The sequence below is a fragment of the Luxibacter massiliensis genome, assembly GCF_900604355.1.
Taxonomy (GTDB): Bacteria; Bacillota; Clostridia; order Lachnospirales; family Lachnospiraceae; genus Luxibacter; species Luxibacter massiliensis.
In genome coordinates this window covers 3,623,184-3,648,715 of sequence record NZ_UWOE01000001.1, presented here as the reverse complement: position 1 = coordinate 3,648,715, position 25,532 = coordinate 3,623,184, and the positions used below count along the sequence as shown (strand labels likewise).

25 protein-coding genes are annotated in these 25,532 nt (G+C 47.4%); 3 read left to right on the top strand and 22 right to left on the bottom strand.

The features are described 5' to 3' along the window. Positions 1–2: 2 nt before the first annotated feature. From EFA47_RS17005 to EFA47_RS16965, 8 genes are all read right to left on the bottom strand, one after another. Positions 3–3,296, bottom strand: a complete 3,294-nt coding sequence (locus EFA47_RS17005) for a TraG/VirB4 family ATPase (RefSeq protein WP_122644310.1) — start codon at positions 3,294–3,296, stop codon at positions 3–5. Further along, the gene (locus EFA47_RS17000; protein ID WP_164690045.1) at positions 3,293–3,949 is read right to left on the bottom strand and encodes a DUF5038 domain-containing protein; all 657 of its coding nucleotides are present in this window, start codon (positions 3,947–3,949) and stop codon (positions 3,293–3,295) included. The genes EFA47_RS17005 and EFA47_RS17000 overlap by 4 nt, the downstream gene beginning before the upstream one ends. 10 nt (positions 3,950–3,959) lie before the next feature. Next, a complete protein-coding gene (locus EFA47_RS16995) occupies positions 3,960–5,654 on the bottom strand; it encodes a lysozyme family protein (protein ID WP_330512222.1) in 1,695 nt (564 codons plus the stop codon). A gap of 102 nt (positions 5,655–5,756) precedes the next feature. Next, positions 5,757–6,674: a hypothetical protein gene (locus tag EFA47_RS16990; protein WP_106789440.1), complete on the bottom strand. Its 918-nt coding sequence runs from the start codon at positions 6,672–6,674 to the stop codon at positions 5,757–5,759. Between the two features lie 15 nt (positions 6,675–6,689). After that, complete coding sequence (locus EFA47_RS16985; protein WP_087317538.1) at positions 6,690–7,400, bottom strand: conjugal transfer protein TrbL family protein; 711 nt, start codon at positions 7,398–7,400, stop codon at positions 6,690–6,692. Between the two features lie 21 nt (positions 7,401–7,421). Next, positions 7,422–7,799, bottom strand: a complete 378-nt coding sequence (locus EFA47_RS16980; protein WP_015574505.1) for a hypothetical protein — start codon at positions 7,797–7,799, stop codon at positions 7,422–7,424. A gap of 360 nt (positions 7,800–8,159) precedes the next feature. After that, positions 8,160–8,414, bottom strand: a complete 255-nt coding sequence (locus EFA47_RS16970) for a helix-turn-helix domain-containing protein (protein ID WP_054352600.1) — start codon at positions 8,412–8,414, stop codon at positions 8,160–8,162. Between the two features lie 155 nt (positions 8,415–8,569). Continuing rightward, positions 8,570–8,911, bottom strand: coding sequence for a helix-turn-helix domain-containing protein (locus EFA47_RS16965; RefSeq protein WP_054352601.1), 342 nt, complete (start codon positions 8,909–8,911; stop codon positions 8,570–8,572). Between the two features lie 132 nt (positions 8,912–9,043). Here EFA47_RS16965 and EFA47_RS16960 point away from each other — a divergent pair, with 132 nt between their 5' ends. Beyond that, positions 9,044–9,748, top strand: a complete 705-nt coding sequence (locus EFA47_RS16960) for a hypothetical protein (RefSeq protein ID WP_087162268.1) — start codon at positions 9,044–9,046, stop codon at positions 9,746–9,748. A 1,111-nt stretch (positions 9,749–10,859) separates the two neighbouring features. Here EFA47_RS16960 and EFA47_RS16945 read toward each other — a convergent pair. From EFA47_RS16945 to EFA47_RS16905, 10 genes are all read right to left on the bottom strand, one after another. After that, entirely contained in the window at positions 10,860–11,597 is a 738-nt protein-coding gene (locus EFA47_RS16945; protein WP_122644306.1) for an ATP-binding protein, read from the bottom strand. After that, positions 11,587–13,200: an IS21 family transposase gene (gene istA, locus EFA47_RS16940; RefSeq protein WP_122644305.1), complete on the bottom strand. Its 1,614-nt coding sequence runs from the start codon at positions 13,198–13,200 to the stop codon at positions 11,587–11,589. The genes EFA47_RS16945 and istA overlap by 11 nt, the downstream gene beginning before the upstream one ends. Positions 13,201–13,686: 486 nt before the next feature. After that, positions 13,687–13,827 carry an IS66 family insertion sequence element accessory protein TnpA gene (gene tnpA / locus EFA47_RS20220; protein ID WP_235853292.1) on the bottom strand — a complete coding sequence of 47 codons (141 nt, stop codon included), beginning with the start codon at positions 13,825–13,827 and terminating at the stop codon, positions 13,687–13,689. A 190-nt stretch (positions 13,828–14,017) separates the two neighbouring features. Next, positions 14,018–15,634: an IS66 family transposase gene (gene tnpC, locus EFA47_RS16930; RefSeq protein WP_122641480.1), complete on the bottom strand. Its 1,617-nt coding sequence runs from the start codon at positions 15,632–15,634 to the stop codon at positions 14,018–14,020. A gap of 143 nt (positions 15,635–15,777) precedes the next feature. After that, positions 15,778–16,119, bottom strand: a complete 342-nt coding sequence (gene tnpB / locus EFA47_RS16925; RefSeq protein ID WP_072524981.1) for an IS66 family insertion sequence element accessory protein TnpB — start codon at positions 16,117–16,119, stop codon at positions 15,778–15,780. After that, a complete protein-coding gene (tnpA, locus tag EFA47_RS16920) occupies positions 16,113–16,523 on the bottom strand; it encodes an IS66 family insertion sequence element accessory protein TnpA (RefSeq protein ID WP_122641481.1) in 411 nt (136 codons plus the stop codon). The genes tnpB and tnpA (EFA47_RS16920) overlap by 7 nt, the downstream gene beginning before the upstream one ends. A gap of 230 nt (positions 16,524–16,753) precedes the next feature. Next, entirely contained in the window at positions 16,754–16,921 is a 168-nt protein-coding gene (locus EFA47_RS19970) for a hypothetical protein (RefSeq protein WP_162613197.1), read from the bottom strand. 27 nt (positions 16,922–16,948) lie between these two features. Further along, positions 16,949–17,608: an ABC-2 transporter permease gene (locus EFA47_RS16915; RefSeq protein ID WP_054352623.1), complete on the bottom strand. Its 660-nt coding sequence runs from the start codon at positions 17,606–17,608 to the stop codon at positions 16,949–16,951. Continuing rightward, a complete protein-coding gene (locus EFA47_RS16910) occupies positions 17,601–18,464 on the bottom strand; it encodes an ABC transporter ATP-binding protein (RefSeq protein WP_087163217.1) in 864 nt (287 codons plus the stop codon). The genes EFA47_RS16915 and EFA47_RS16910 overlap by 8 nt, the downstream gene beginning before the upstream one ends. Then, a complete protein-coding gene (locus EFA47_RS16905) occupies positions 18,457–18,792 on the bottom strand; it encodes a winged helix-turn-helix domain-containing protein (RefSeq protein ID WP_330512237.1) in 336 nt (111 codons plus the stop codon). The genes EFA47_RS16910 and EFA47_RS16905 overlap by 8 nt, the downstream gene beginning before the upstream one ends. A gap of 384 nt (positions 18,793–19,176) precedes the next feature. Here EFA47_RS16905 and EFA47_RS16900 point away from each other — a divergent pair, with 384 nt between their 5' ends. Continuing rightward, positions 19,177–19,842 carry a transposase gene (locus EFA47_RS16900; RefSeq protein ID WP_087163218.1) on the top strand — a complete coding sequence of 222 codons (666 nt, stop codon included), beginning with the start codon at positions 19,177–19,179 and terminating at the stop codon, positions 19,840–19,842. Between the two features lie 14 nt (positions 19,843–19,856). After that, positions 19,857–20,246, top strand: a complete 390-nt coding sequence (locus EFA47_RS16895; protein WP_330512221.1) for an alpha/beta hydrolase — start codon at positions 19,857–19,859, stop codon at positions 20,244–20,246. 440 nt (positions 20,247–20,686) lie between these two features. On the opposite strand, the gene EFA47_RS16890 is transcribed toward EFA47_RS16895, so the two are convergent. From EFA47_RS16890 to EFA47_RS16875, 4 genes are all read right to left on the bottom strand, one after another. Further along, the gene (locus tag EFA47_RS16890) at positions 20,687–21,613 is read right to left on the bottom strand and encodes a hypothetical protein (RefSeq protein WP_054352625.1); all 927 of its coding nucleotides are present in this window, start codon (positions 21,611–21,613) and stop codon (positions 20,687–20,689) included. A gap of 20 nt (positions 21,614–21,633) precedes the next feature. Continuing rightward, positions 21,634–23,634 (bottom strand): VirD4-like conjugal transfer protein, CD1115 family, encoded by a 2,001-nt coding sequence (locus EFA47_RS16885; protein ID WP_087163219.1) that lies wholly within the window; start codon positions 23,632–23,634, stop codon positions 21,634–21,636. Then, the gene (locus EFA47_RS16880; protein ID WP_306438876.1) at positions 23,624–24,730 is read right to left on the bottom strand and encodes a hypothetical protein; all 1,107 of its coding nucleotides are present in this window, start codon (positions 24,728–24,730) and stop codon (positions 23,624–23,626) included. The genes EFA47_RS16885 and EFA47_RS16880 overlap by 11 nt, the downstream gene beginning before the upstream one ends. A 141-nt stretch (positions 24,731–24,871) precedes the next feature. Further along, positions 24,872–25,525, bottom strand: coding sequence for a DUF6100 family protein (locus EFA47_RS16875; protein ID WP_268888497.1), 654 nt, complete (start codon positions 25,523–25,525; stop codon positions 24,872–24,874). Positions 25,526–25,532: the final 7 nt, after the last annotated feature.

Here is a 25,532-nt window from a genome sequence, read left to right as displayed (position 1 = left end):
CGTTACCCGGCTGCTTTTTGTCTGTGCCGTTCCAGGATCTCCAGAAGTTCCTGCCGGTCCGTAGTGATCAGCTCCTTTTCCAGGGCGGATGCCTTAAATTCCACAGTAATGTTATTGTTATTCGTGGATATCAGACCATTGCCCCGCTGGAAGTGTGTAATGTTCATCACCTCCGTTTCCGAGAGATGCAGGATCTGTTTCACCCGCTGCGCCTCTTCGTCTTCCAGGTTCAGGACAAGTTTAGTCTTGCAGTTGTTTATGATTCCCTTTCCGTACTTGCCGTCGTCCAGGGCAAAAAAGTCGTTTAAGTCCTGCGTTGCAAAGACGGCAGAACCGCCGTATCCCCGGATGATCTTGGCGATCTCCAGGACAAATTCCGCAGCCAGACGGTTGCTGGACGCACCGATGAGCTGCCAGACTTCATCCACGAAGATCGCTTTTTCCTCCGTCCGGTTCTCTTTGGCGATATCCCAGACATAATCCAGGGCAACGAACATTCCAACCGTCAGCAGATCCCCGGTCAGCTCGGAAATATCCAGAACCGTATACTTATTGGTCAGATCCACATTGGTCTGCTGGTTAAACGAGGATGCAGAGCCGTGAACCAGACGGTTTAAGATATGGGCCATGCGTTTCGTGTCATCGCTTTCCATCAGGATATCGTAGACATCTTCCAGGATCGGCATGGGTTTATACCGGTCCGGATGAGCCGGATCGATCAGGGACTCGTTTTTGTGGGTGATCCCCTTTTTGGCATAGGTCTTGATCAGCGCCTCATCGAGAAGCTGCCGCTCCTCATGGGTCATGTCCGGGATGAGCAGGCTGAAGAAGATATGCAGCTTCTGGATCTTCCCGGCCAGCGCCGAGTTGTCCATGGAAGGGCCGTCCAGTAGCTCATTGACGGAGTTATCCGTTTTCCGGATCTCCATGATGTTGATGCAGTTCCGGCTGGCGGGGGAAATCTGGATGAACTCCCCGCCGATATTCTTGCAGGCCCGGTAGAACTCATGCCCTTTCAGCGGAGCGATAATAAATACTTTGATATTTTTGCGCCGCATCCGGGTGGAAAAAAGCTGCATGGTGAAGGTTTTCCCTGCACCGGAGCAGCCCAGGATCGCCACGTTGGCATTTTTGTACTGCCTGGAATCAAAGATATCCGCAATGACAAGGCTGTTGTTGTGCTTGTTGACACCAAATAAAATCCCGTTGTCATCACAGATGGAGTAGCTGACAAAAGGATAGCAGCTTGCCGCCCCGCTGGTTAAAACGTTCCGCCTGGAAAGCTGATACAGCTTCTTATCCAGAGATGCCAGGGGCAGCGTGGATAAAAAGCCCTGCTCCTGCAGAAAGTAGCAGGTTCTCAGGTCCATGTCCTGGGAGATCAGGAGCTTTTTCATCTCCTGTACCCGCCACTGCAGTTCCTCTAAAGTAGAGGCTGTGACGGTAATGAGAAGGCTCATGTAATAGAAGTCCTCATTATTCGCCAGCCCCTGTTTTAAGAAATAACCGGAGCGGATGGCGGAATCCAGGTCGTCATAGTCGGTATTGGTATCCGAGGCGTCCTTGATCTTGGAACGGTTGATCCGGATCTGTTGTCCCAGCCGCTGCTGGATCTTATCCTTTGGCTGCCGGTGGAGGTAAAAATCCACGTCAATGCCTTCCCCGGCGTTTACCAAAAGAGACAGCCACCCCGGCACCACCCGGCTTTTGTAGCCAGCCGATGGTACGTACAGATAGGAGTGGTATACCCCGTTGATCAGCACATAGCTGGAGTGCCTGAAATCCAGGGCTTCCGGTGAGAGAAATTCACTGATGCGGATATCCTCATCGGAACGGTTCTCCTTTGCGTACCGTGCCAGTACGGAAGCAATGCGCTCCTGCAAGGGATGGGTAGCACAAAGGGAGCGGTTTAAGAGCGTATACAAAACATCCGTGGTAAATTCGTCCGGATTTTCATGCTCTGTGACTTCATTGCCGCACTGGTACAGAAAGGTTTTGGCTGTCTGCGCCGTCGTCTCAAGAGACTCTAAGATCTCCCGTTCCGTCACCTTCCGGTTGGCATTAAAAGGTTCATATTCCATAACAAGGAAGAACCGCCGGGAAACGGCTTCCTTGGAGCTTAAATTCCGGACGAACTTCAGGTAATCTTCCTGCAGCTCCCGGCACCGGGGATCCGTTTCATTTTCCAGCTCCTTTCTGGATTTCTCCAGATGCTGGTTGATGTCCGCCCGTTTGGAAATCATCTTGATCTGCAGCTTCACCGGACTGATCTTCAGGTAGCTGATAAAGCTGTAGATAATTCCCATCTGCTCCCTGGCACTTCGGAGCAGGAAGTTGATGGGCTCGACTTCCAGGATCTTTACATACCGTCCATCCGTTGTGTAAATGACACCGTGGGCAATCTTTTCAATCGGAAGGTAGTCCTCTATGGTCTGTAGCTGCCGTTTCTTTTTCCTGCCGGAAGACTGGGATGCTGTCTGACGGGATTTTGAAGCACTTTTTTGTACAGCCTTATCATCCTGCGTCTCCTTTGCCTTTCGGGCCGCTTTCGTCTGCCGTGCAGCAAGGCGGGCGTCCTGCGCAGCCTGTTTCTTTTCCGCACGGAGCTTTTCCTTCTCCGCCCGCTCTTCCCGGCGTTTTGCTGTTTTTGCACATTTCTGCTCATAGGCTAACTGCCGGATATCTTCTCTGGCCTGCCTGCGGATGCCCCGCCGGGTAGAGGTGTCGAAGGATTTATGCTCACGAACCTTTGGCTCCCGTTTCTTTTTCCGTTTCGTTTTCCCTGAAGGAGTGGGGGAAGGGGAGCCGGACAGATCCTGCTGGGGCGCCTCTTTCGTGGGAGGTGCATCGTCCTGCTGACCGGCCCCCTCAAAAGGGGGAGAATCCTCCAAAGAGCCCTTTTTCGTTTTCTTCCGCCGTTCACGTTTGGCAGGCTTTTTTGCTTCTTTCGTGCCAGGCTGCTTCTGCCGTTTCTTCTTTGGCTCCGGCATTGCGTCAGAACGGTAAACCACCCGCCGGTTTTTTAAAAACCGCAGGGCATTCATAAGGAAAGCGGTGATGCTCTCCCCGCCGATCCCGATGAGGGATACCATGGCCGCCGGCAGTGCAGTCATGCAAAGGATGATAATGCGGGTGGTCAGGGAAAACGGCAGATGGACCACCGGTACACCAATCAGCAGGGCGAAAATAATGGCTTCAATCGCATTGCGGATATCAAAGGTTCCATTTAAGATTTTCCCTTTTTCAATAAAGTTTGGCGGAATAAAAGAGGTCCGCTGCTCATCCGGATTGCTCATGGCAGCACCTCCTCTCCAGCTTCGGTGTTCTGTGAAAGATCCGCTCCTTCTGGGGAAGTTCCGCTTTCCGGAGACGATGTTTCTTCTGCTCCTGTATCCGAGGCAGACTCTGCTGGTGCAGTCACATCCGCATAGCCGCCTTCCTGGCGCTGCTCCACTTCACTGCTGGAGACAGAAGGGAGGGTATCCACTACCGGTTTTTCATAGGTCTGTCCGGATGTCCCTAGCACCGTCCGCTCTTCTCCAAAAGAAAAAGCACCCGTCATGGTGTCATAGAACACCGGAAGGGTGCTGTCATCGGACAGGAGAAAATGCAGTTCAACTGTGGTAGTATCTGGATAACCGGTTTCATCCGGCAGATATTCTGCCGATGTAATGTCTGTCTGCCCGGTACGGGTAAGATATACCGGAAACTGCTCCTTTAAGGATACAGTCTGGGCGGAAGAGAAGAACTGGCTCAGCTCTTCAAAGGATAAAAAGTCCATCTCCGTCAGCTTCTCCGGCTGGTTGCTTTCTTCCTGGGAAGCGGTCTCTTCTTGAGACTTTGTATCCGGTGTTTCATTTCGTTCCCGGAGCCTGGAAGGAAGAAAGATGGCGACCAGCAGGAGAAAGAGCATCAGGAGGATGGACAAAATCAGTTTTATTCTGCTCATAAACGCTCCTTTATTTCTTCTCGAAAATCCAATACTGCGAGGATGTCGCATGGATTTCCGTCATCATGTCAAATGCACGGTTCACATAGTTCTTGGACTCGCTGTCATTGGGATCATTGACCAGCACCTTCCCGTCTGCGGTCAGCCCGCGCAGGACAATAAAGTGTCCGGCTGAGGTAAATAACCCCGGCCCCTGGGAGGAGATCACCGGGCGCCCTTCGGAAAGGGCCTGCAGGACCGCATTGGCGTCCATGGTCTGGGTGACGCTCCCGCATCCGAAATGAGAAGCCGCCGCCTGGAAATAGGACCAGTAGGTGCCAGCCCCCGGCTTATAGTAGGAATTGCCGCACCAGGCGACTGCATCCACCGGAGTTATGGTGCTTCCGGTCAGGTAGCTTGCTACCATGGCAAAGGCAGTAGGGCCGCAGCCGCAGTCCGCAATCGAACCGGTGCCATAAGGGATGTTTCCGTATTCCGTCTGGATGTAGAGGGGGATCTGCATCCCGCCTGCCGGGTAAGTGCCGCCGGTATTCAGTACCTGGTAATAGCGCAGGACATGATCCACGTACTCCTTGTCCCCGTAGATGGAATAGTTCCAGCCGGGCCGGGCGCACATCATGTCGGAGTAGGCAATGGCGTTTTCCTTTGTGTAGCCGCCGTCCCGTTCCATGGCCCAGTCGATGTAAGCGGAACCGTAATTATAGCCCTGGAGGGCCAGCTTGATCCGGTCCAGGTCCGTCGGCCCGGTGCATCCGGCTTTCTGCAGGACGTCTCGGAGCGCCTGGATGCCGCACTCAATGGAGTATTCCGGATCGGTGATCGTGCCGGGGCCTCTGGGGAACCGGGTATTGTATCCGCTTTCCGATGCCTGCATGGGATCGCTTCCCCGTCCGCCGGATTCCTGCATCATGACGGCCAGGATCAGCTCCACATAATCGCTCATCCCATACCGGGCGGCAATCTCGGATACCAGTGGTCGGTAGGCAAGCACCTCATCACTTAAGTTGATCGCCATAGCCGTGCCGGAGGCAGCGCCAAAGAAGAGGGTCAGGTTACTGGCGTAGTTTTCCGCCAGTTCCTTTTGTTCCTCGGTCAAGTAAAATACATGGTCAGCAAAATAGGCGTCACCGGCAAAGGAAACGGTATAGGTATAGCGGGTAAATGTTACGGTTTCCGTCTGAGGCGTTTCCCCTTCTGCGGTTTCCGTCTCCACTTCCACAGAAACGGTTTCTTCCGCTACATCATAAGAAAAAAGCCCGTCCTTGTTTTCCCGGATCAGGCTTTGGAGTTTGTCAATATTGATATTTTCATAATCATCCTGGCTCGCACAGAACTGGGAGATTAAAAGATGGGCATTGACCGCTATGGTCGTCTCATAGGGATCTACGATCTGTACGGTGGAGCCCTCCGGAAGCGCTGCAATGGCAGTGTTGATCTCTTCTAAAAGATCCGCATGGCTTTCTTCCAGGACTTCCACAATCGCCTGCCTGGCGTTCTGGATATTCTCATTGATCAGGGCATTGCTGTTTAAAGCCCCAGTGTTTTCTGTCAGAGATCCAAAGATCAGCCCCGGCAGCATCAGGATGAATAGCACGGGAAGCAATAAAAACCCCAGGATAACGGCTCCGGCTTTCAAAAGAGTATGCCGGTTTGCGATGGCAGCACTGATGGCTGCCGTAAAGGGACCGGCTGCCGCACCCGCCACGGTCTTGGACAGATGGGCGGCGGTCTTCATGGCCTGTAAGTGGGAGGCTGCACTGGTGCCTACATCGACAGCTTCCCCAAGGCCGGAGCTTTGCTCCGCCATTTACATCCGATCCTTTCGCTGCGGGGCAGGCGGCAGCTTCTGGACAATGGATTCGTTGTAGGCGACTTTTCCATTGCCAGCGTCATACGGCGTTTTCTCCACCGTATCCTGTGCGTACTGTTTATACCAGGCAGCACCGTCCACGGATTGGACTGTCTCAAAGCTGCCATGGGTAGGGGCTGCATACTGGTCAGCACTGTAAAGGGCAAATTCCCGGCTGCCGGCATCGGATTTTTCCACGCCGGTCATCCGTCCGCCGCCAATCTCCATGTTCGAGTAGGTGGCAGCGTCCGGAGCAGAGGTGTCGATGCCCATGTAGGAGGCATAGGCTTTTGCCGCATCCTCCCCTTTGATAGAGCCGACCTGCCCGTAATTGCCCTGGGCGATATTGCTGATCACATTATTGGCAAAGTCTCCGCCTTTCTTGAGCGAGGACTGATAGAGCATATTCCCGACGCTGGGCCCTTCCGAATAGTGGGTAGCAGCATTGACGGCTTCCCGCTGTACCTGGCGTCCCACTGCACCGGCAAGGCCGCCGGAGAGAAAGCTGCCGCCAACGGCTGCGCTTCCAGGAGAGGATGCCCTGCGGTATCCGCCGCCACCGCCATGTCCGTGGAAGGCTCCGGCAAGACCCCGGCCTGCAATGAGCAGCTCCGCCATCATGTTCCCGCCAGTGTTTCCTACATTGATCCCCAGGGATGCCATAAAGCTGTCGATCTTCTGGGAAACCTTGAGGAAAGCGATGGCACAGAGGAACCAGATGAACACATTTCCGGTCACAGCTTCCTTTCCCTGTTCTGCTACGGCTTCCTCTACCTGGGCTTCTGTCAGCTCTGCCGCAAAGACCGGCATGGAGCAGAACAACACCAGACAGGAAACCAGTACCAGGGCAGTGAGGATTGGTTTTTTGTATTTCATGGACTCCTCCTTTCATCAGAGTGATAACGGGTTTGCGAGGAAAGTGCCGACCATGCTGGTAAACAGCCGCAGGCACCAGGCGTTCATCAGCAGCAGGAAGAACTGCCCGCCCAGCATCCGGCACCAGGATTTGAAGATGTTCCCGGTGGACTGGGAGGCGCCTGTGGCAAAGGCAACCGGCGCCGTGTAGACCAGCACTCCCAAAAGGATGTAGCGTTCCGCTGCCTCAAAGAGCAGCTTGATGTAATTCCACGCCAAAATCAAAACTAAAATCAGGGCGATAATCGCCACGGCTCCATTGGCGCATACACCCAGGATGACAGTGATGACTGAATTGAAGCTGGCAAAATCCAGGGAGGGAAGCTCCTCCGTCAAGATCCAGTCATAAGGCGTCCCTGCGATGCCAAGGAGCAGGTTCACGATGTCTTCTGCATAAAAGGCCAGGAAGATAAAAATAAAAGAACGGATGGAAAGTTTCAGGGGATCCTCCGCTTCGATTCCGGCACCCATGAAGTAGTTCTTGAAAAGCTGCCACACCCAGTTTAAGAGGATGAGGCCAAGAGCCAAAGCAAGAAACACATCGTACATCGTCTCAGCCGCAGGAAAATAGCGCAGGAACGTGTCCATGGAGCAGCCGAGGGCGCCCAGGACTGAAGTGGTGATCAGATCCAGGATGTTCATGACCTGTTCTGCGATCCATTCCACGATTCCGTCCAGTATTCCCATGTGGTTTCCTCCTTTCCGGGCTTATCCGCTGTATGTGCCTCCGGCAAAGAACGGGGTAATGTATGCCATAATAAAACCAAGGCCGTTCAGAATCGCCCAGGTAATGATGATCCGCTTCAGCCAGGCACGGCTCTCATCCACGGTCTTGCCGGATTTCGAGAAATTCATCAAAAGCAGCGCCACGGATGCGGTCACTACGGCGGCAATGGTGGATATGAGGACGATCTGGTTGTAGACATCCTTCATGATCTCATTGGCCTTGTCCCACATATTGGAAGCAAGCACCGGCTGGACATTCGCTGCGATAAGCGTAAAGAGCAGGAAGGCTGCGTAGAGGTATTTCCCGTAGCAGACCGTCCGCTTTTTCTCCGGTGAAGAGTTTGCAGGTAACTGTTTCATGTATGACCTCCTTCATTGATCTTGAAAAAACGGACGGGATTGCTTTTCCCGCCCGTGCTTATAATTTCCTGCCTCAAAAAGCAGAAGCAGCCCGGTCAATGCGGAATGCTTCTGCAAAGCCATATGAAGTTGTTGAAGGGAAACCTCCTTTCCCTGCACGAAAAAACGCAGCCAATCCGGGCGGGAGGCTGCCGCCTTTGGATGCGCTGCGTTTTCGCTGCATATAATTTTGACAGTACCTATTGTAACATGGGGAAATTTACGGCACAATCGCAAAACCGTGCCAGTTTTGTGCGAAACCGGGAAGAATGTGTGCCACGGTCAGAACGAAGAGAAAGTGGGAAGATTTGGAGAGAAGAATTATTCCGAACCTGGGAGATGGACATCCCGAAAGAAGGTGTTATAGTCCACCTGAAAGATCTGGGCCAGGCCTGCAAGGACCGAGATGCGGATGCTGTAGGTACCGCCTTCGATCTGAGAGTAGATGCTCCGGGTGATGTCCAGATCCATAAGCTGCAGTTTGGAAACCACCTGGTCCTGTGTCAGCTTCCGCTCCATGCGCAGGGAGCGGATGGTTTCGCCAATCTGAATATCCTGTTTCAGTTTTTGTTCCATGAAAGAAGCCTCCTTTTTCGTGTTTCCGGGAGTATGCCGAAACCGATCTCGTGAATTTGCAATGTATTCATTGCAGTTTCCTTGATTCTACTGGATATTCCGAGTATAATTGCAATGTATTCATTGCAAAACCGCAGGGGGCTTAGGCCCTGCGGTCAGTTCTGTTTCTCTACCAGGGAGGCTTTGGAGAGCAGCTCCTGGATCGTTTCGATGGTTTTGTTATTCAGGGAGCTGGCATATTGGATGAGGTTTAAGGCAGCCGGTGACATCCTGGAATCATGCGCCTGGCATAAAAGCCAGCGATCCATGGACAAGCTGAAGGTTTTGGAAAGGACCATGGCAACTTCCAGAGATGGAAGTTGTTGTCCACGTTCAATCTTGGTATAGTATGAATAGGAAATGCCTGCTTTTTCTGCAGCATATTCCTGGGTGTATCCGAGCTGGAGCCGCCGTTCCTTCAGGATCCTGCCGATCCGACTGATTTCAGATTGTTCCATGTTCTTTACACCCCCTTTCCATGTTTGCCTTTATGGTAAGACATAAATAGTGCCTGAACCACACACTATTTATGCTCATAACAGACACAAATAATGCTTGTTACAGACATAAATAAAGCGGGAGGAAGGACGATGCAGAAGGGAAAGTATTACCGGATGAGGAAAGAACTGGTATGGGGAGCGGGCATCCTGGCTGCCCTGCTTCTTTTTTTCACAGCTTTTGGGAAAATGAAAGATACGGCAGATATGCCGCAACAGGAGGAGTTCACTTCAATGGAGTATAAAGAATTGCCAGCAGTCCAGTCGGAGCTGTCGGATCCGGAGGGCTGTTATCTGTGCGGCACAGCAAAGGAAAGCCTGATGGAATATTTCCGGCAGTTTGATGATCTGGGGATTATCAGTGTAAACCAGTGGTATGTGCTGGATTTCGGCATCCTGCCTCATGAGGAGGACGGAGCAGATACCAGTGGCACCAGGACTGCCATGACAGGCACCGGGGAAGGCGGAGACTTCTTTTCCAGCACACAGACGCCCTCCCGTGGGATTTCCACGGTGGAAGTCAGTTATGGGGAAGACAGTATCCTGAATGTGGAGAAGGCAAAAACCATTCTTTGCCAGGACTGTCTGGATAAGGTGCTTTCGGTTATGGAAACTTATGGCCCGGAAGGGGAAGATCCAAAGCCCAGAGGTTTGTGCCTGGTGGATTTTCAGACGCTGGAGCTGTATTCCCTGCAGGAACAGTATGCCAGCTACTACATCCGGGATTATTATGTGCGGCTGGATCAGACGGATGACGGGATGGAGGTGGAAGCGGTCTATGCACCGGAAAGAAAGTAGCGGGAACCTGCAGATACATTTTGAAAATTCCATGTCTTTATGGCTTCGCATATTTTTTTCTGATATTTTTTGAAGTGAAGCAAAGAAATGAAAGTGTGGATATGATGATTCTGAAACAATCTGCCTCTGCAAAACTTCAAAGGGCAGACGGGGAATATGCTGCATCAGAACAGTCAAAGAAATGTTTCAAAGCCAATCACGAAAAGCTATTTCATTCTGATTAATAATGCGGGGCGGCGGCACTTTGTGCTGTCCCCCCGTGCTTGCCTATCTGTAAAGGCTAATAAGAATGTCAATGTCAATGCCAATGCGCGTTCATCTTGATCGTTGCCTGGCTCGGCTGCCTTTGCTACTTTTTTTATAAATCCATTTTCTCAATCTTGCGAATACCAATATGGGTAAATAATATTCCCGCACAAATAGAATAAAGGAGAAAAATCATTGTAGAGAGTGCGATTTGTGAGCTGTTTGAAGAAGTTACAACTATGTAATGTAATGGCGAGAGATATTTTATCCCGTCTATATAAGACATTAAATTCATTATGATATAGAGAATCATGTACACGCCTACACATACAAGTGTCTTCAACCTTGTTGCCATTAGCATTACGAGAAAAATCGTTATCAGCCAAAACATACAATTACAAATGATTTGAGCGACTTCCATACTCACATTACTATCATAGAATATGCCGCTTGCAACATTTGGATTGTGAACAAGCACAGCATAATAAAATACGATACTCGTTAGAACTAATAAAATATCTATGAATACCGAAAAAATTAACAGTGCTAATTCTTTGCCTCCATATATCAATTTTCGGATACCGATTTGATTTATGTATAAGCGAATACTCTTATTCTCAATTTCTGATGCCAAACTTCTTCCAATGATTGCAGATAAAATCACATTGAAAATGAACATAGACTGACTCATCTGAAACATTGCGCTGGCAAAGCCTATGGCTGTTATTGCAAACAGCCACTTTCCGCGGCCAGCAGGGCCGCATTTCCCGGCCAGTCAAGGCCATATTAAGCGGTCGGCTTTAGAGATCGGCAGGGCAAGAGGGGCTCCGCCCTGCTGATCAGTATTGATCGTTGTCACCGAAGGCTATGCCTTCTCAATCAGTACGGTAAATCCTGTCGTCAGCCTTCGCCGGATTCCGTCAAGCTTACCGTAACACTCCTTCTCGTCACTCAGCTGGTTTCCCCACTCATCTGGTGAATACTGACAGGTGAAGAGGGTGGAGGTCCCAAGGTCATCCCGAAGTTTTATGAGATGGTATAGGATCTTGATCCCTTCCTCGGAATACCGGCTGATAGCGAAATCATCAATGAACAACAGCTGGATCCGTGCATAGTACCTGATCCTCTTACGGTACTTATTCAGATCTTCCTGCCGGTTGAGAACGATCAGTTCGTCCAGCAGATCACTATAGTCTACAAACTTACAGCGATAGTTGCGCCTGCATGCTTCTACACAACAGGCAGACAGAAAATAGGACTTGCCAGCGCCGGTGACTCCATAGACCCCCACATTCTGCCGGTTCTCAGCAAAGTGGAATGTCAGAACCTGTTCAACCGTGGCATCATTATAGATGCGCCCGTTTCCGGTTTTCAGGTTCTCAGTCACAGCCCCTTTGTTGATCAGGCTGCTAAGCCGCAGATTTGTTTCAAACCGCTTATTGAGGGTTTCTATGTACTGAGGCTCCAGGACTTCACGAATGAACTGCAAAGCGGTATAGCTGCCGAATTCAGGGCTTTCAGACAGTTCCACAAAGCGCTGGGCAGCCACCGGCAGAGATAGTGTGTCCAACATCTCATAGATATCGTTGGTTTCACTCTTCATGGCCGGCCTCCGTTTCCTGACGCTTCAGCAGGTTCTTAAGGGAATACTTGCTGTCGTCATCTTTGTAAGTGCCGGACACGGCTGCTGCATCCTCTTCTTTGATTTTGCTCTGTGGTACCGTACTCTGTGCTGGCTCCTTATAGTAAGTTGAGATTGTGTTACAGATATAGGAATAGTTGCATCTCCCAGCTAAAACGGCGTCTTTACAGCAACGTTCCAGGGCTTCCGGCGAGTACTTCTCCGCATACCGCAGAATGCCAAAGCAGCTTCGGAATGACTGCACCGGATAAGCGTATTTCTGAATGACTGCATCGATCAAAGCACGGGTGCTGGGGCCGATAGCAGATGCTTTCTGCTGGAAATAAGGCACCGTCCAATAGCCATAGTCTTTGTATTCGGCAGGCATATCCGAGGGGATGATCACCCAGTCTTTCGGTGTGTAGCTCCGCTTATGCGTCCGGATGAAGTCACCGTGTTTGTTATAGACATAGATTTCTTTTTCCCCTGCCCGGATCTCAAGTTCCTGTCGCAGATATTTCCGGGGCATGCTATAATGGACCTTGTCGAAGGTGAAGGAGAAATCTTGTGCTACTTTAACAGTCTTTCGTTCAAGATATTCAAAACGGCTGGGCGGAAGAGGCAGGAGGGTCTCCTTCTCTTCTGTTGTAAAGAGATCGTACCGGGAATAGGTGAGTCCTTCAAAGGGTTTCCGGTTCTCGGCATCCACCTTTTCCATCAGGACACGGTTTAAATCATCCAGCGAATAAAAGACCATATCTTCCATATCCATGAGGATGTGCATGGTAATGATCTTTACGTGGCCTTCCACAACTGGTTTCCAGCGGGGGGATTTCACTTTGGCAGGGGTTAAAACCGTATTGTTATGTTCTGCCCATGCCTGGAAATCTTTATTCAAGACAGGGCTGATCCAGTCCTTGTTCCGGGCAACTGCTACTTTGCAATTATCCGGGGTGATCGTTGGTGTCACGCCGCCAAAATAGGTCAGAGCATTATTATTGACCCGGATCCAGTTCCGGATATCGCATTCGGTCATTCCTTCAGCGTAAAAGTAATCACTGTAGGTGAGGGCAGCGATAAAGATCGTGACCTTTGTGGTCTCATCCGGGTTCCGGCGGTTATGCAGATAGAGCTGCTTCCCCGCATAGTCCAGTTCGAGATTGACACCGGGATAACGCTGGATGTGGAAGGTCAGCTGTTTGGAATCAGCCCATTCGCTGTAACGCCTGCAGTATTGGCGATAACTCATAGGTTTCTTCCCGTCTACGATACCTATGGCATTGTATTTCTGCCACAGATGTTTCAGGGTCTCCCCTTTGCGGGCTAAAGCCTTGTAGACAGCTTCCTTGTTAAAATCCCGATAGAGAAGCTGGTTCGCTGATACACCAGGCTTTTTATAGAGAATACTCTCAATGTATTCATTCGTGACATCTACCGGTAAAGGGTATGAGAGTTCCGGATTCTCTCTGAAACGCTTCAGGAACTCGTTTACGGTTGTTTTGCTGCAGTCACCGCAGCTTTCGGCGATCTCGCGACCGCTGAGATGGTTCACAAAGTGAAGTCTCAATACTCTTTTGTAGTCCATAATTGAACCTCCAGTTATGATATTTCCCCTTGAACAGGAGATGCTTATATTATAACTGGAAATTTTGGCCGCTTAATGTGTCCTTGGCTGACCGCCATTTAAGTCACAGGCTGGCCGCCAAATATGGCACAGGTGGCCGTTTAGGCTGGCAATCTGCAGTTATATTTCCTGTAGCCGCAGACAATGTAGATCTTCTCAAGTCCGGAGATATCCCCTAACATGAGAGCTCCTGAAGCAGGTGGAATGTCCTGGTGAGCAGAACAGGATCTGCATCATTGCTGATGCGGACCGTGATGTTCTTCATAGCAACTTCAATCGTATGCGAATTGTCAAGGTACGGGTTCTGCATCTGTGATGCTGTATGCTGCTCCGGAATGTGATCTGGAACAATGTCAATGGGGACCACGTCCTGTTTTGGGCGGGGGACCTCAAGATGACCATAATTCGCTGCCGGGATCTGATCCGCTGCCGCTTTCCGGCAGCGGATCAGATCCAGTTGTAAAAGGTGCTTACTGCAATGTCGTTTTCACGGCACCAGTCAGCATCTGTCATGCCGCTCTGGCGGCATTCATTGATAAGCCTGATTTGTTCCGCCATCGGAACACGGGCTTTGCGAGTACCTGCCATAACCTAGCCTCCATAATTGTAGTGAAATAGTCTAAATATCTATCGGCTACAATTATAGGCAAAACCTGAGGCTCTGGAAATCCGCAGGAATATTTGGCGCTTACAAAGAATTAGCGTAAGCGCAAAATATTAATGCGGTCGGATACAAAATTACTCCAGCCCTTTGCGAGTTGGAGTAATTCACTATAATTCACATGCGATTTTTGATAGATTGGAGTTTTTCACTCCAAGGTGCCAGCTCTGCCAGCTGTTCATCGGTCATATCTTTACTTGGCCGGTGCTCCAGTAAAAATTTAAGATATCCATAAATATTCAGATCGTATGCTTTTGCCATCTCAACCATTGTGTAGACTACCGCACTGGCATTCGCTCCGTCAACGGAATTGCTGAAGAGCCAGTTCTTCCGGCCTACTGCGAATGGACGAATTGCATTCTCACTGAGATTATTGGTAAAGCTGCACCGTCCGTCTTCCAGATAAGTCTCCGCTGTATCACGTCGGTTAAGAACGTAATTCACGGCTTTATCCATCCGGGTATTCCGGACGGGCTTCTGCTGATCGAGCCACGACCAGAAAGCCTCCAGAACGGGTTTTTCCTTCTCGAGACGCAGCTGCTTCCGCTTTTCATAATCACCGGGATACTTTTTGTTAATGGAGTCCTCAATGGCGAACAACCGGTTGCAGTACTGGACGCCCTGCACTGCCGGCTGGCTGTAGTCATACTGTTTTCCTTTGGGAACGGCGTCGATAAAGTATCGACGGATATGCGCCCAACAAGAGCAGCGTCTGATCCTCGGAAGATTGTTGTATCCCTGATATCCATCCGTTTCCAGGTATCCGCTGTAGCCTTCCAGAAACTCCCTTGCATGGCTGCCACTCCTGGTAGGGGAATAGCCATACAGGATGATCGCCGGAAGTCCATCCTCGCCGCTTCGGAACAGCCACATGAACGACTGGGTCTGGGCCTGGCGCCCTTCCTCTTTTAACACCTGGACCCGTGTCTCATCTGCCATTGCAAAACTGCGCTTCAGCAGCTCCCGATGAAAGTAATCATACATCGGCTGGAAATAGTTCTGCGAACAGTAGATGATCCAGTTGGCAAGGGTGGTCCGGCTGATCTGAGCCCCATACTGCTTCCAGTCTTTTTCCTGCCGGTAAAGGGGAAGCCCGTTGGCATACTTCTGGTACATGGTCCATGCAACAGTGGATGCTGAGGCAGGACCTTTCCCAACCAGAGCCGCCGGAACCTGAGACTTTATGATCACAGGCTTTTCCGTATCGCCGAGTCCTTCCTTGCAGGATGGACATCCGTAACTCTGGCTGTAGTATTCGATCACTTTACAGGTGGCAGGAATGAATTCCAGTTCCCGGCGGACATACTCCTCACCGATCAGGACCATCTGTGTGCCGCATACCGGACAGATCTGTTCTTCTTCGGGAAGAGGGATCACTACTTTTTCAACCTTCAGGCCTTTGAAGAGATCCTCGTGGGTTGCCTTCTTTTTACGGGTATGTTCCTTGATCACAGTTTCTACTTCCAGCAGGGATGGATCCTCTTCCACTTCCGCTTCATCGAAAAGGTTCTGTTGTCCCGGAATATCATCGGATCTTTTTTCGCTGGATGAGCCGAAAAGCTTTTTGGTCAGATAATCTACCTGTTCCTGAAGCGCTTTCTCGTGACTGGATTTTTCGTCAATGATAAGACGGAGAGATCGGATCAGTTCAGTCTGTTCGGATACCATTGTTTTCAGTTGTGATACCGTATCTTTCAGCTCTCTGAGCTGGATATCTTTTGCACTGGAAGCCATCGTTTCCCTCCTCGGTTCTGATACCTTTATTATATCAGAAACGGGGCTTTTACTAAAGGAAAATAGCTCCTGAAAAATGCCGAATCTACAGGGGATTTCCGTATTTTTCTGTGCAGGATTTCTGCTAAGATCCAGATGATTTTTTACTCTGCTTTGAGGGCTTTGGGCTGGTCAATATCGATCCCGGACATCAGCCAGTCAAACTCCCGCCAGGAAAGGTTCCGGACTTCCGACTGCTTCCTGGGCCATTGATAGCCGCCGCGGACAGACAGCCGCTTATAGATCAGAACGAAGCCGTCCGGTTCACGGAACAAGGCTTTGATCCTGTCCCGTCTTCTTCCGCAGAAAAGGAAGAGAGCACTGGACGAGGGATCCATCTTAAGCTGGTCCTCGATAACGGCACAGAGTCCGTCAATGGACTTCCGCATATCGGTGTAGCCGCAGACAATGTAGATCTTTTCAAGTCCGGAGATATCCCCTAACATGAGATCTCCTGAATCAGGCGGAATATCCTGGTGAGCAGGACCGGATCTGCATCATTGCTGATGTGGACTGTGATATCCTTCATGGCAACTTCGATCGTATGTGAATTGTCAAGGTGCGAGTTTAGCATCTGTGATGCTGTATGCTGTTCCGGGATGTGATCCGGAACAATGTCAATGGGGACCACGTCCTGTTTCGGGCGGGGAACCGGAGAATGACCATAATTCGCTGCTGGGATCTGATCCGCTGCCGCTTTCCGGCAACGGCTGACCCAGTTGTAAAAGGTGCTTACTGCAATGTCGTTTTCACGGCACCAGTCAGCATCTGTCATGCCGCTCTGGCGGCATTCATTGATAAGCCTGATCTGTTCCGCCATCGGAACACGGGCTTTGCGAGTACCTGCCATAACCTATCCTCCATAATTGTAGTGAAATAGTCTAAATATCTTTCGACTCTACAATTATAGGCAAAACTTGAGGATCAGGAAATCCGCAGGAATATTTGGCGCTTACGAATTAGCAAGAGAATTCACAATAAGACAGAAAAGAAAAAGTCGGCTTTGCCGACTTTTTAATCCCCATAAACTAAGATTGCATACATTTACTGGTAACACTTTAAAATTACGAAGTACATATATTATTCAAATTTATTTCCTATAAATATAAGTATAATTGCAACTAACAACATACTCCATTGAATTATACCATTAGCAGGTATCATTTTTAACATAAATAATACTACAGATGTTAATGCAATAATTTTCCCTAATATACTCAAAAATTTTCCTAATTTATCTTTTTTCATAATTTTGCCTCCATTATTCGTTGTAGATTATTCTTTTCTATCATAAATGATATTGCTTACTTTTAAAGAAATAATAATAATAACTATTGAAAATACTGAAGTAATAATAGTTATCAGATTAAAATACATATTACTATTTATGAAAATTTTAGAAATATTTATTAAGTAATTATCTAATTTATTAAATATAAAATAAAATAGGCTAAATCCAATTAAAGGTATGAAAGATATAATTCTTCCTTTAATTGCTCCATACTTATAATACGCAGGTATTTGTAATGAAATATTAATAATATAAATTACACTACTTATAAATACACCTATCATTAATTCTTGAAACTTAATATCTACACCAATAACAGTAAGTGTAATTATTTGCAGAATAATTGATACCATTAAAGAAATTATCCCTAAAGCAATAATTGATGCAAAACGTCCTGTGACACGTTGTTTTTTACTAACAGGTATAAATCCATAAAATTGTTCAATAGTATTTTTTTCTTCTGTTTCAAATGGCAAAGATGTTAGCCTTAATGAAACTATTGTAATAGCTGTTACTAATCCTCCTATTAATGATTTTGAAGATGCTGTTAACATAAGTGCTATAAGTAAAAGATAAATAGCAGTTTTAAGATATTCTTTTATCAGAATATAGTCAAATTTAACTAGTTTATATATATTATTCATTTCTTAAAATGTCTCCTTTATTAGAATAAACTATAATATCATCTATTGAAGCAGGCTCAAAAAGTAAGTTAGGATACTCTTTAACAAATTCAGTTTTGATTAATCCCTCAAATCCGCTTGAATATACTCTGGTACTAATTAATTTATTTTCTAAATCTGATACAAGTTCATCTCTACCACCTTTTGCAATTCTAAAAGCATCAATAAATTCTTCTTTTCCTCCAGAATAAATTAATCTACCTTTATGTAAATAGGTAATATAATCAGCTATCTTCTCTAAATCAGTAGTTATATGAGTAGAAAATAAGACACTACGTTTTTCGTCTTCTATATACTCTTTTAAAATATCTAATAACTCATCTCTTGAAACAGGGTCTAATCCACTTGTTGGTTCATCTAAAATTAATAATTTTGCATCATAAGATAATGCACAAGCTAACATTAATTTCATTTGCATACCTTTAGATAGTTGAGAGATTTTCTTATTAGTGGAAATATTAAATTTACTTATTAATGATTTAAATTTAATATTATCCCAATTATCATAAAATAGTCTCATTGACTTTTCTACATCTTTAATTTTCCAACTATCAACAAAGTAGTTAGAGTCAAATACCGCTCCAATATTTTTTTTAATTTCTATTTCATCTTTAATATTATTTTTACCAAATATGGCAATATCACCAGAATCTTTACTTATCATATTAAGAATAGCTTTAATTGTAGTAGTTTTTCCTGCTCCATTTTCACCTATTAATCCCATAATAAAACCATACGGTAAGCTAAAATTAATGTCTTTTAATTGAAATTCATTATAAATTTTGCCTAGATTATTTACTTCTAAAATATTATTCATCTACATTTCTCTCCTCTAATATATTTAGTAAACTATGTAAATCTTTTAATAATAAATCGGCTTGCTTAGCTAGTTTAATTGCACTTAATAAATGCTCTTCAATACCTCTAATTAATTGTTCTTTAATTAATTCAGAACTACTACCTAAAACATAACTACCTTTTCCTTGAACATTTTTAATAAATCCATCTTGTTCTAGCTCTGTGTAAGCTCTAGTAATAGTTAATACACTAATTTTTAATTCCTTTGATAGTTTTCTTAAGGAAGGTAACATATCATTATCTTCTAGGTCACCGTTTATAATTGCAGTTTTAATTTGTTCCTTTATCTGTTCATAGATAGGAATTCCAGAAATATTAGATATAATTATTTTAATAATTTTCAGCTCCTTTCATATAAAACTATAACAACTGTTATTGTATTATATATAACAGCATAACAGTTTCCTTTTATATCATCAATATATTTTCAATTTTTTCTCTATTTCAAATAAATTTATGTAACTATAAATGAGCAAGTTCGTGATTTTGCATAAAAGAAAGACACCTCGATTCCATGTGTTGTATAATGAAAGTGCCAAAACAAACATTTGCAACATTTACGAAAGAAGGTGTCTCTCGCAAATACTATACATCATTCCTCATTCATATACAACCAGTTTAAAAAATTAAACTTATGCAAATTTTATTCGAACCGAGTAATAAACCATCTTATGAGTATCCTAATCAGTATTTTCATTTTAGGATATCATGGAAAAACTACGGACTTTGCTAAAAACAGTTCCTGCCACAGAACTACGATTGCCCATTTTCTCAATTCCGGAAAATGGGATGATTCATTACTTTCAGATACGTTAAAATGCTCTGTCATTGAGATTATTTATTCAGAAGCAGCACGCACCGGAAAGCCTGTTTTCTGCATTGTGGACGATACGATTGCTTCAAAGACAAAGCCTTCGTCACGGGCTTTACATCCGATTGAAGATGCGTATTTTCACCAATCCCATTTAAAGGGAAAACAGGACTACGGGCATCAGGCAGTTGCTGTTATGCTTTCCTGCAATGGCATTGTTCTGAACTATGCTTTTGTAATGTACAATAAGTCAATTTCCAAGATTGACATTGTACAAAGCATTGCAAAGGAGCTGCCTGTTCCACCGGTAATGTCCTATTTTCTTTGCGACTGCTGGTATGTTTCTGAAAAGATAATCAATACCTTTGCACAGAGAGGGTTCCATACCATCGGTGCTTTGAAAACAAACCGTTTGCTGTATCCATCGGGAATGAAAAAGAAACTTCGTGAACTGGCCGCCGAATTGTCTGTTACACATCGTGAATTTGACCTTGTGACAGTCAAAAAACGAAACTATTATGTGTAGGTGCCTATTTGGCTATGAATGCCTTATCAGATAAGCAAATAGAAAAAGCTTATTTTGTTTCCCCTGTTGTAAATATGGAAAAACTAATTACAAATATGATGTTTTGGGCAAATGTTACAGAAGATAAACTTCGAGATAAAAAAGAAATTAAAACAAGTTTTGGAGAGACACTTTCATGGGATTATCTCTGTTATGTGAGAGAAAACCCAATTACATGGAAAATTCCAACACATATTTTATTTGGCGAAAAAGATAATTTAACTTCTTATTCGACTATATCTGAATTTGCAAAACAAGCCAACGCGACACTTACTGTTATGAAAAATGGAGAACATTGGTTTCATACAGATGAGCAAATGAAATTTCTTGATGATTGGATAAACAATCTTCTCGATAAATCCTAAGTTGTAGTGCAGAAAATTGGAATTGCCAGGTTCACCAGGGGCGTGGATAAATATAAAACTGGGGGACTTGATTTCTCGCATCCCCCAGTGTATAATGAACTCAGAAAGGTAATCAGATGCAAGATCTGATGCCCTCAGTTAATTCAGTATTTCATAGAAATAGCATCCTTGACTTTGGACGGTACAGGATGCTATTTCTTATTATGTCGATTATCTATGTAAGTCAAAGCCGCAAAAATAACTAACAGTAAAGTCAGGACTTCTGTGATAGTCATGGGCATCACCCTCCTTTTTTACTAGAGGGCAAGATCGAAAAGCATCCGTCTTTCTGGTTCAATTATACCGGAATAGTATAGCATGACGCATCGCTATGAGCAATAAAAATATATGGAAAGAAACGGCAATATTGCAAAATTCACTTTGTTGCGCTGCCGCTTTTTTTATAGGTTCTGCCGGATAATCCGGGTGATCAGGCCCACCGCCACATTGCGCTCCTCATCAATATGCGTAACGACAAAGGATACCTCATCCTTTTTTCCTACGGTACGGGGATCATAGCAGGAATGGGCGATGGCGTTGACGCCAATCGAGAGCCGGACGAATACGGTGCCTTTGTGGATATCTTCCACAACACCGGCATATTTGCCCTGGACTTTGCATTTCTTCATGTTTTCCTTGCTGGTATTGCCTTCTACGCTTTTGACATCCGCATGGACGGTAATCTGCTCCGGAGACTCTGCCTTTACATCCAGGATCCGCACCAGGATGTGATCCCCCACACGGAACCGCTCCCTGGCGTCTCCCAGCCAGTCAAAGGACAGATCCCTTGCCAGGATGGAAGTCTCCACGCCAAAAATTTCAGCACGGACAACCTTTTCTGCCACAGCGATCACTCTGGCCTGCACGATGCGGTCTTCGCAGACCTTGGGCTTTCCGGATGCATCTGTATCCAGATAGAAAATCTGGCGTTTCTTCAGCATGGCTTCCTTCCGGCTTGCCACAATGCTGCGTGTCTTGGTATCTAATCCTTTCACAAGAAAATCAATCTCACATCCCAGCATATTATTGAGGATTTTGTTTTGCCGCAGGGAAAGTTCCCCGTAATCGTGGGCGTTATCCTGGACAAGATTCAGCATCATTTCCGAGATGGGGATGACGGTACGGAAGTCCTTATAGTAGACAATGGCAATCAGACTGCCGGCCTCCGTTTTTTCAATGCCGCCCAGTTTCCCGGTAAGGATTTTCCGGGTGCGGTAGGCGTTCTGGATCTCGTGCCAGATGAGATCCGCTTTGGACTGCGGCGTTTCCAGCTGAGCATCGGCGTCCAGGGTAAGGATAGATGTTGCATGGTTCAGTTCGTTTGGCATAAGCTGCCTCCTTTCATAAATCAAGACATTATGGAATCTTTATCCAGCGGAACAATCTCCTCTGGAAACTCCGGAAATTCTTCCGGCAGGTCACTAAGCTCTTCCGGCTGCCCGGAAGGGTAAGCGTGTTTGTCCGGTTCCCGTCGAAGCGGTTTCTCCTGAGAGGGAAAGGCAGGGCGTCTGCCGCTGCGGCCAGGCCGGGGCTTTTTCTTTAAATTCTCCGCAAGAGTCGGTGTATAGTCGTATTCTTCCTGCTCGGCCATCGCCCGCCACTGGGGAACATGGTCTGCCGCCTTTCTTGGAATCAGTTTTTTGGAATCCGGGTGGAGCGTATAATCGTATTTCTCCACTTCCAGGATTTTCTGTCCCCGCAGGATGATAAGTGCCTTATTTAAGGGCAGCCGCTGAATCTCATCCGGTGTTAAGAGCTTGCGCTTCCCGATGGATCTGGTCTGCCGGTACTCCGGCGTGTAGTCCGACACCCGCCAGGAATTGAGCTGCTTCGCTTCGCTGCTGACTCCAACCGTCACATCTCCGGACCGGTTGGATATAAAGGTGGCGGTCACTTCATCGGTACAGCCTAAGAATAACTGGCTGTCACAATTCCCGATAATTTCCTGCCATTGGTTCAGCGGATACCGGTTCTGCATCTGGGGCAGATTCTGGAAAATACAGGAAATGCTTAAGTTTCGGCTCCGGATAACAGAAATCTTTTTATTCAGCTCCAAAATGGCGCCGGTATTGGCCAGCTCGTCCGCTAGAATATGTACCGGAACCGGCAGCTTTCCGTCCTTCCCCTCTTTGTCCGCAAAACGGACCAGCTTGATAAAGATAAAAGTCATGAACAGGGAGGAGAGGAAATCAAAGGTGCTGTCCTGGTCTGAGGTGATGCAGAAATACGCACATTTCTGCTTGCCTGGCAGTGTCAGGTCGATCTCGTCATAGGAGGTGATCTGCCGGATTAGCTTATTTTGGAACACCTGCAGCCTGGCGCCCAACCCGATGATGACGCCGGAGCGCACTGTGTCGCTGGCCTGCTTATAGATGCAGTAAGGCACTTTTGCCGGATGGGATACCGGGAGCAAGTCAAACAGGCTGTTCAGTTCTTTCTCGGAACTCATAGTCAGCAGCTTGTACACTTGTCCGATATTTTTGACTTCCGGCGGGAAACCCTGGTCTACATACAGAACCAGGGCTTTCAGCAGGTTCATCTCCGCATTATCCCAGAAATGATCCCCTTTAGCAGAGCCGGTATTCTGGATGATGACATCCGCCAAGACCTGAGCCATTGTCTCAGACCCGTTAATCTCCATAAGACAGTTCCAGCTGTCGGAGTTTTCCGGGTTGACCAGGTTGAAACATTTGACGGTATAGCCTTCATTCTCCAGATACACGGACATACTTTCATAGAGTTCGGATTTCGGATCGGTAATGATGAGACTTTCTCCTGGTCCGTCAATTCCGCGGGCAACACTTTGGAAGATAGCATTTCGGACATAGGCACGGCTCTTCATGGAGCCGCTGGAGCCGTAGACTGCCACATTCCGATTCATATAGGTGTGGTAGGGCAGGCAGACGGCTTTGCCGTTCAGCTTGCCTAAGATGGTGCCTTTGCTCTTCTTTACATCAGAAGTCAGCTCCAGGACTTTATGCATTTCCTCCGGCGTCATGAAACCGGAGGTTCCATAGGTTCCTTTGGTCGAGTAGTTCAGGTTCCGTTCCCGGTCTGCGACTTCGCCGTTGCGGTCATAGCCCATTCGCATGAGCAAAAAAATCAGCAGCCCAAATACCACAAGGCAGATCCCAATCCCATGCAGGTTATACGGAAAATCGGTGACTGCCTGGAAACAGGCTGCCGGATGCGGGGATGGCATCTGTGGGGAACTGCCATTGCCCGGCGTGTTACCAGCGGCAGTCCAGATGCGATAGTTTCGGATAAACTGAGCGATATAGCCGCCTGCATATAAGGTGCAGAGGCTGATGGGAAGCAGATAAATGAGCTTCCACCATTTACGGTTCATGCAAAAACCCCTTTCTAAACTTAGTGAGGTCAATACTGGAGAACCGAATGTCGGCGGTCAGATACCGTTTTAGACAGGGGATTTGGAAATCAAAGCAGATCATCATCCCCTTTCTGCCATATACATTCAGCCCGGTATTGAATCGGTTAATTCGGTGCAAGTCAAAATCATATGCAAGAACCGCAGGGTTCCCGGAAGCGTCCACCCCATCATGGTCGATGGGAAGGTCTGGCTGCCGGGAACCTAAATCGGATAACAGTAACTGGTCCAGCTGTTTCATGAGCCGTGGCCGGACCAGCAGTTTCAAAAGCGTTTCACCTTCCGGTGTGTTTGGCAGATAGTGAAAGTGTTCATAGGATGTATCCGCTACAAACAGACTCTTTTTGTATCCGCCGGTACTGGTCAGGAGCTGGTAAGCGGTGTCCATGTCCTTCCCGGTCAGGATCGCCCGGACTTTCGGATGTCCCGTATAGGGGAAATCCTGCAGGTAATGCTGCAGGAAGGCGTTCAGCCGTACCTCTGTCCGGTATTCCCACTTGAGTACATGGTCACCGGTGTTATACAGTGCATAGGCACAGTGGGGAGCAAGCAGCACCCCCATGCTCCGGGAATTTCTGATCTTGGTTGCCTCTGAACCGATGTGCTTAAACTCCCGTGATGAGTAAAAAAGGGGCAGGTTCCCCATAGTGAGGATACCGGCTTCGCGGCCTTCCCTGAAAATATCCGGTTTCTGGTCAGCAAAGAACGGGATGCCGGCGCTTAGGAGAGTCAGATAGGTTTCTGCTTTCTGGTACAGACGCAGCCGACGGGTTACTTCGCTTCGGACCTGATTGGTTTCGGTATTCCCGGTGAGGAAGTCACGGAAACGCTCCGGATTTTGAGCAAGGAGCATCTGTTTAGCCCGTCCGGTCAGACGATAGCCCCTTAAATGATCCCGATAGTGAGTCCGCAGCAGTTTTTGTGCCTTTAACTCTGTAATGAGCTTTTCTCCATAAGAGGGGCTTGGGATCAGACGGGTAAGCTGGTCAGCAGGAAATTCCCCACTAAGAGCGACCATTTCCAAGAGCCTGTATTTCTGGGAGGTAGAAGGATACAAAATCAGTCACCCCTCCTTCCGGTAGTTACCCATGTAAGTCTGTACTTGGGTAAAAAGTTGTGCTTCCCGGCAAACAAAAAAAGCAGGGATTTCCTGCTTTCAAAGGATGTTTTACCAATGTCGGATAAAATGATGGAAAAATCATGAAATTTCCGATATGGTTTCAATCTCGTTTTTTCGTCCTTTCAGCCACTGGGGAAACCGGGATTTTCCCATCACATAGATGACAGTATGATCCGTATCTCCCAGCTCCGTGGTGTGGTAGGAGTCGCAGTAAAGCCCGCTGTCATCCACCATGATATAGGTGGCAATCGTGTCCAGAAGCTGTTTGAACTCCAGGTTATCGTAATCACGTACCCGGTCAAATGGGCCGTTCCGGTCATAGATCTGGCTGAAGCAGACCACACATTCCCGGTACAGGGGAAGGGAATGGACCGTCAGGTAGTTCTGCAGCGCATAGTTCAGCGGCTCATGGAGAAAGGCAGCGTTGACGTGCTGCTTTCTTTTGGGAAGCAGGCCCGGAAGCGTAATGGAGATCAGATCTTCGTCCTGGCAGATCTCAATCCCTTGGGCATCAGCCGCATCCTTTAAATATCCGCCCCGTTTTTCCGGGGCGGCCAGACAGACCAGGTTCCGCATCTGGCAGGCGATCCGCTCAGCACGCAGCGCAGCGTTCATACTCAGCTCCCCGTAGTTTTCCGGATATGTACGAATATCAGTGGTTTTCAGGGCAAAAACGGTGTTGTTGAGTTTCTGGATCTCTCCTTCCAGCTTCGCAAGCCGTTCATAGAGTATTTTCTGG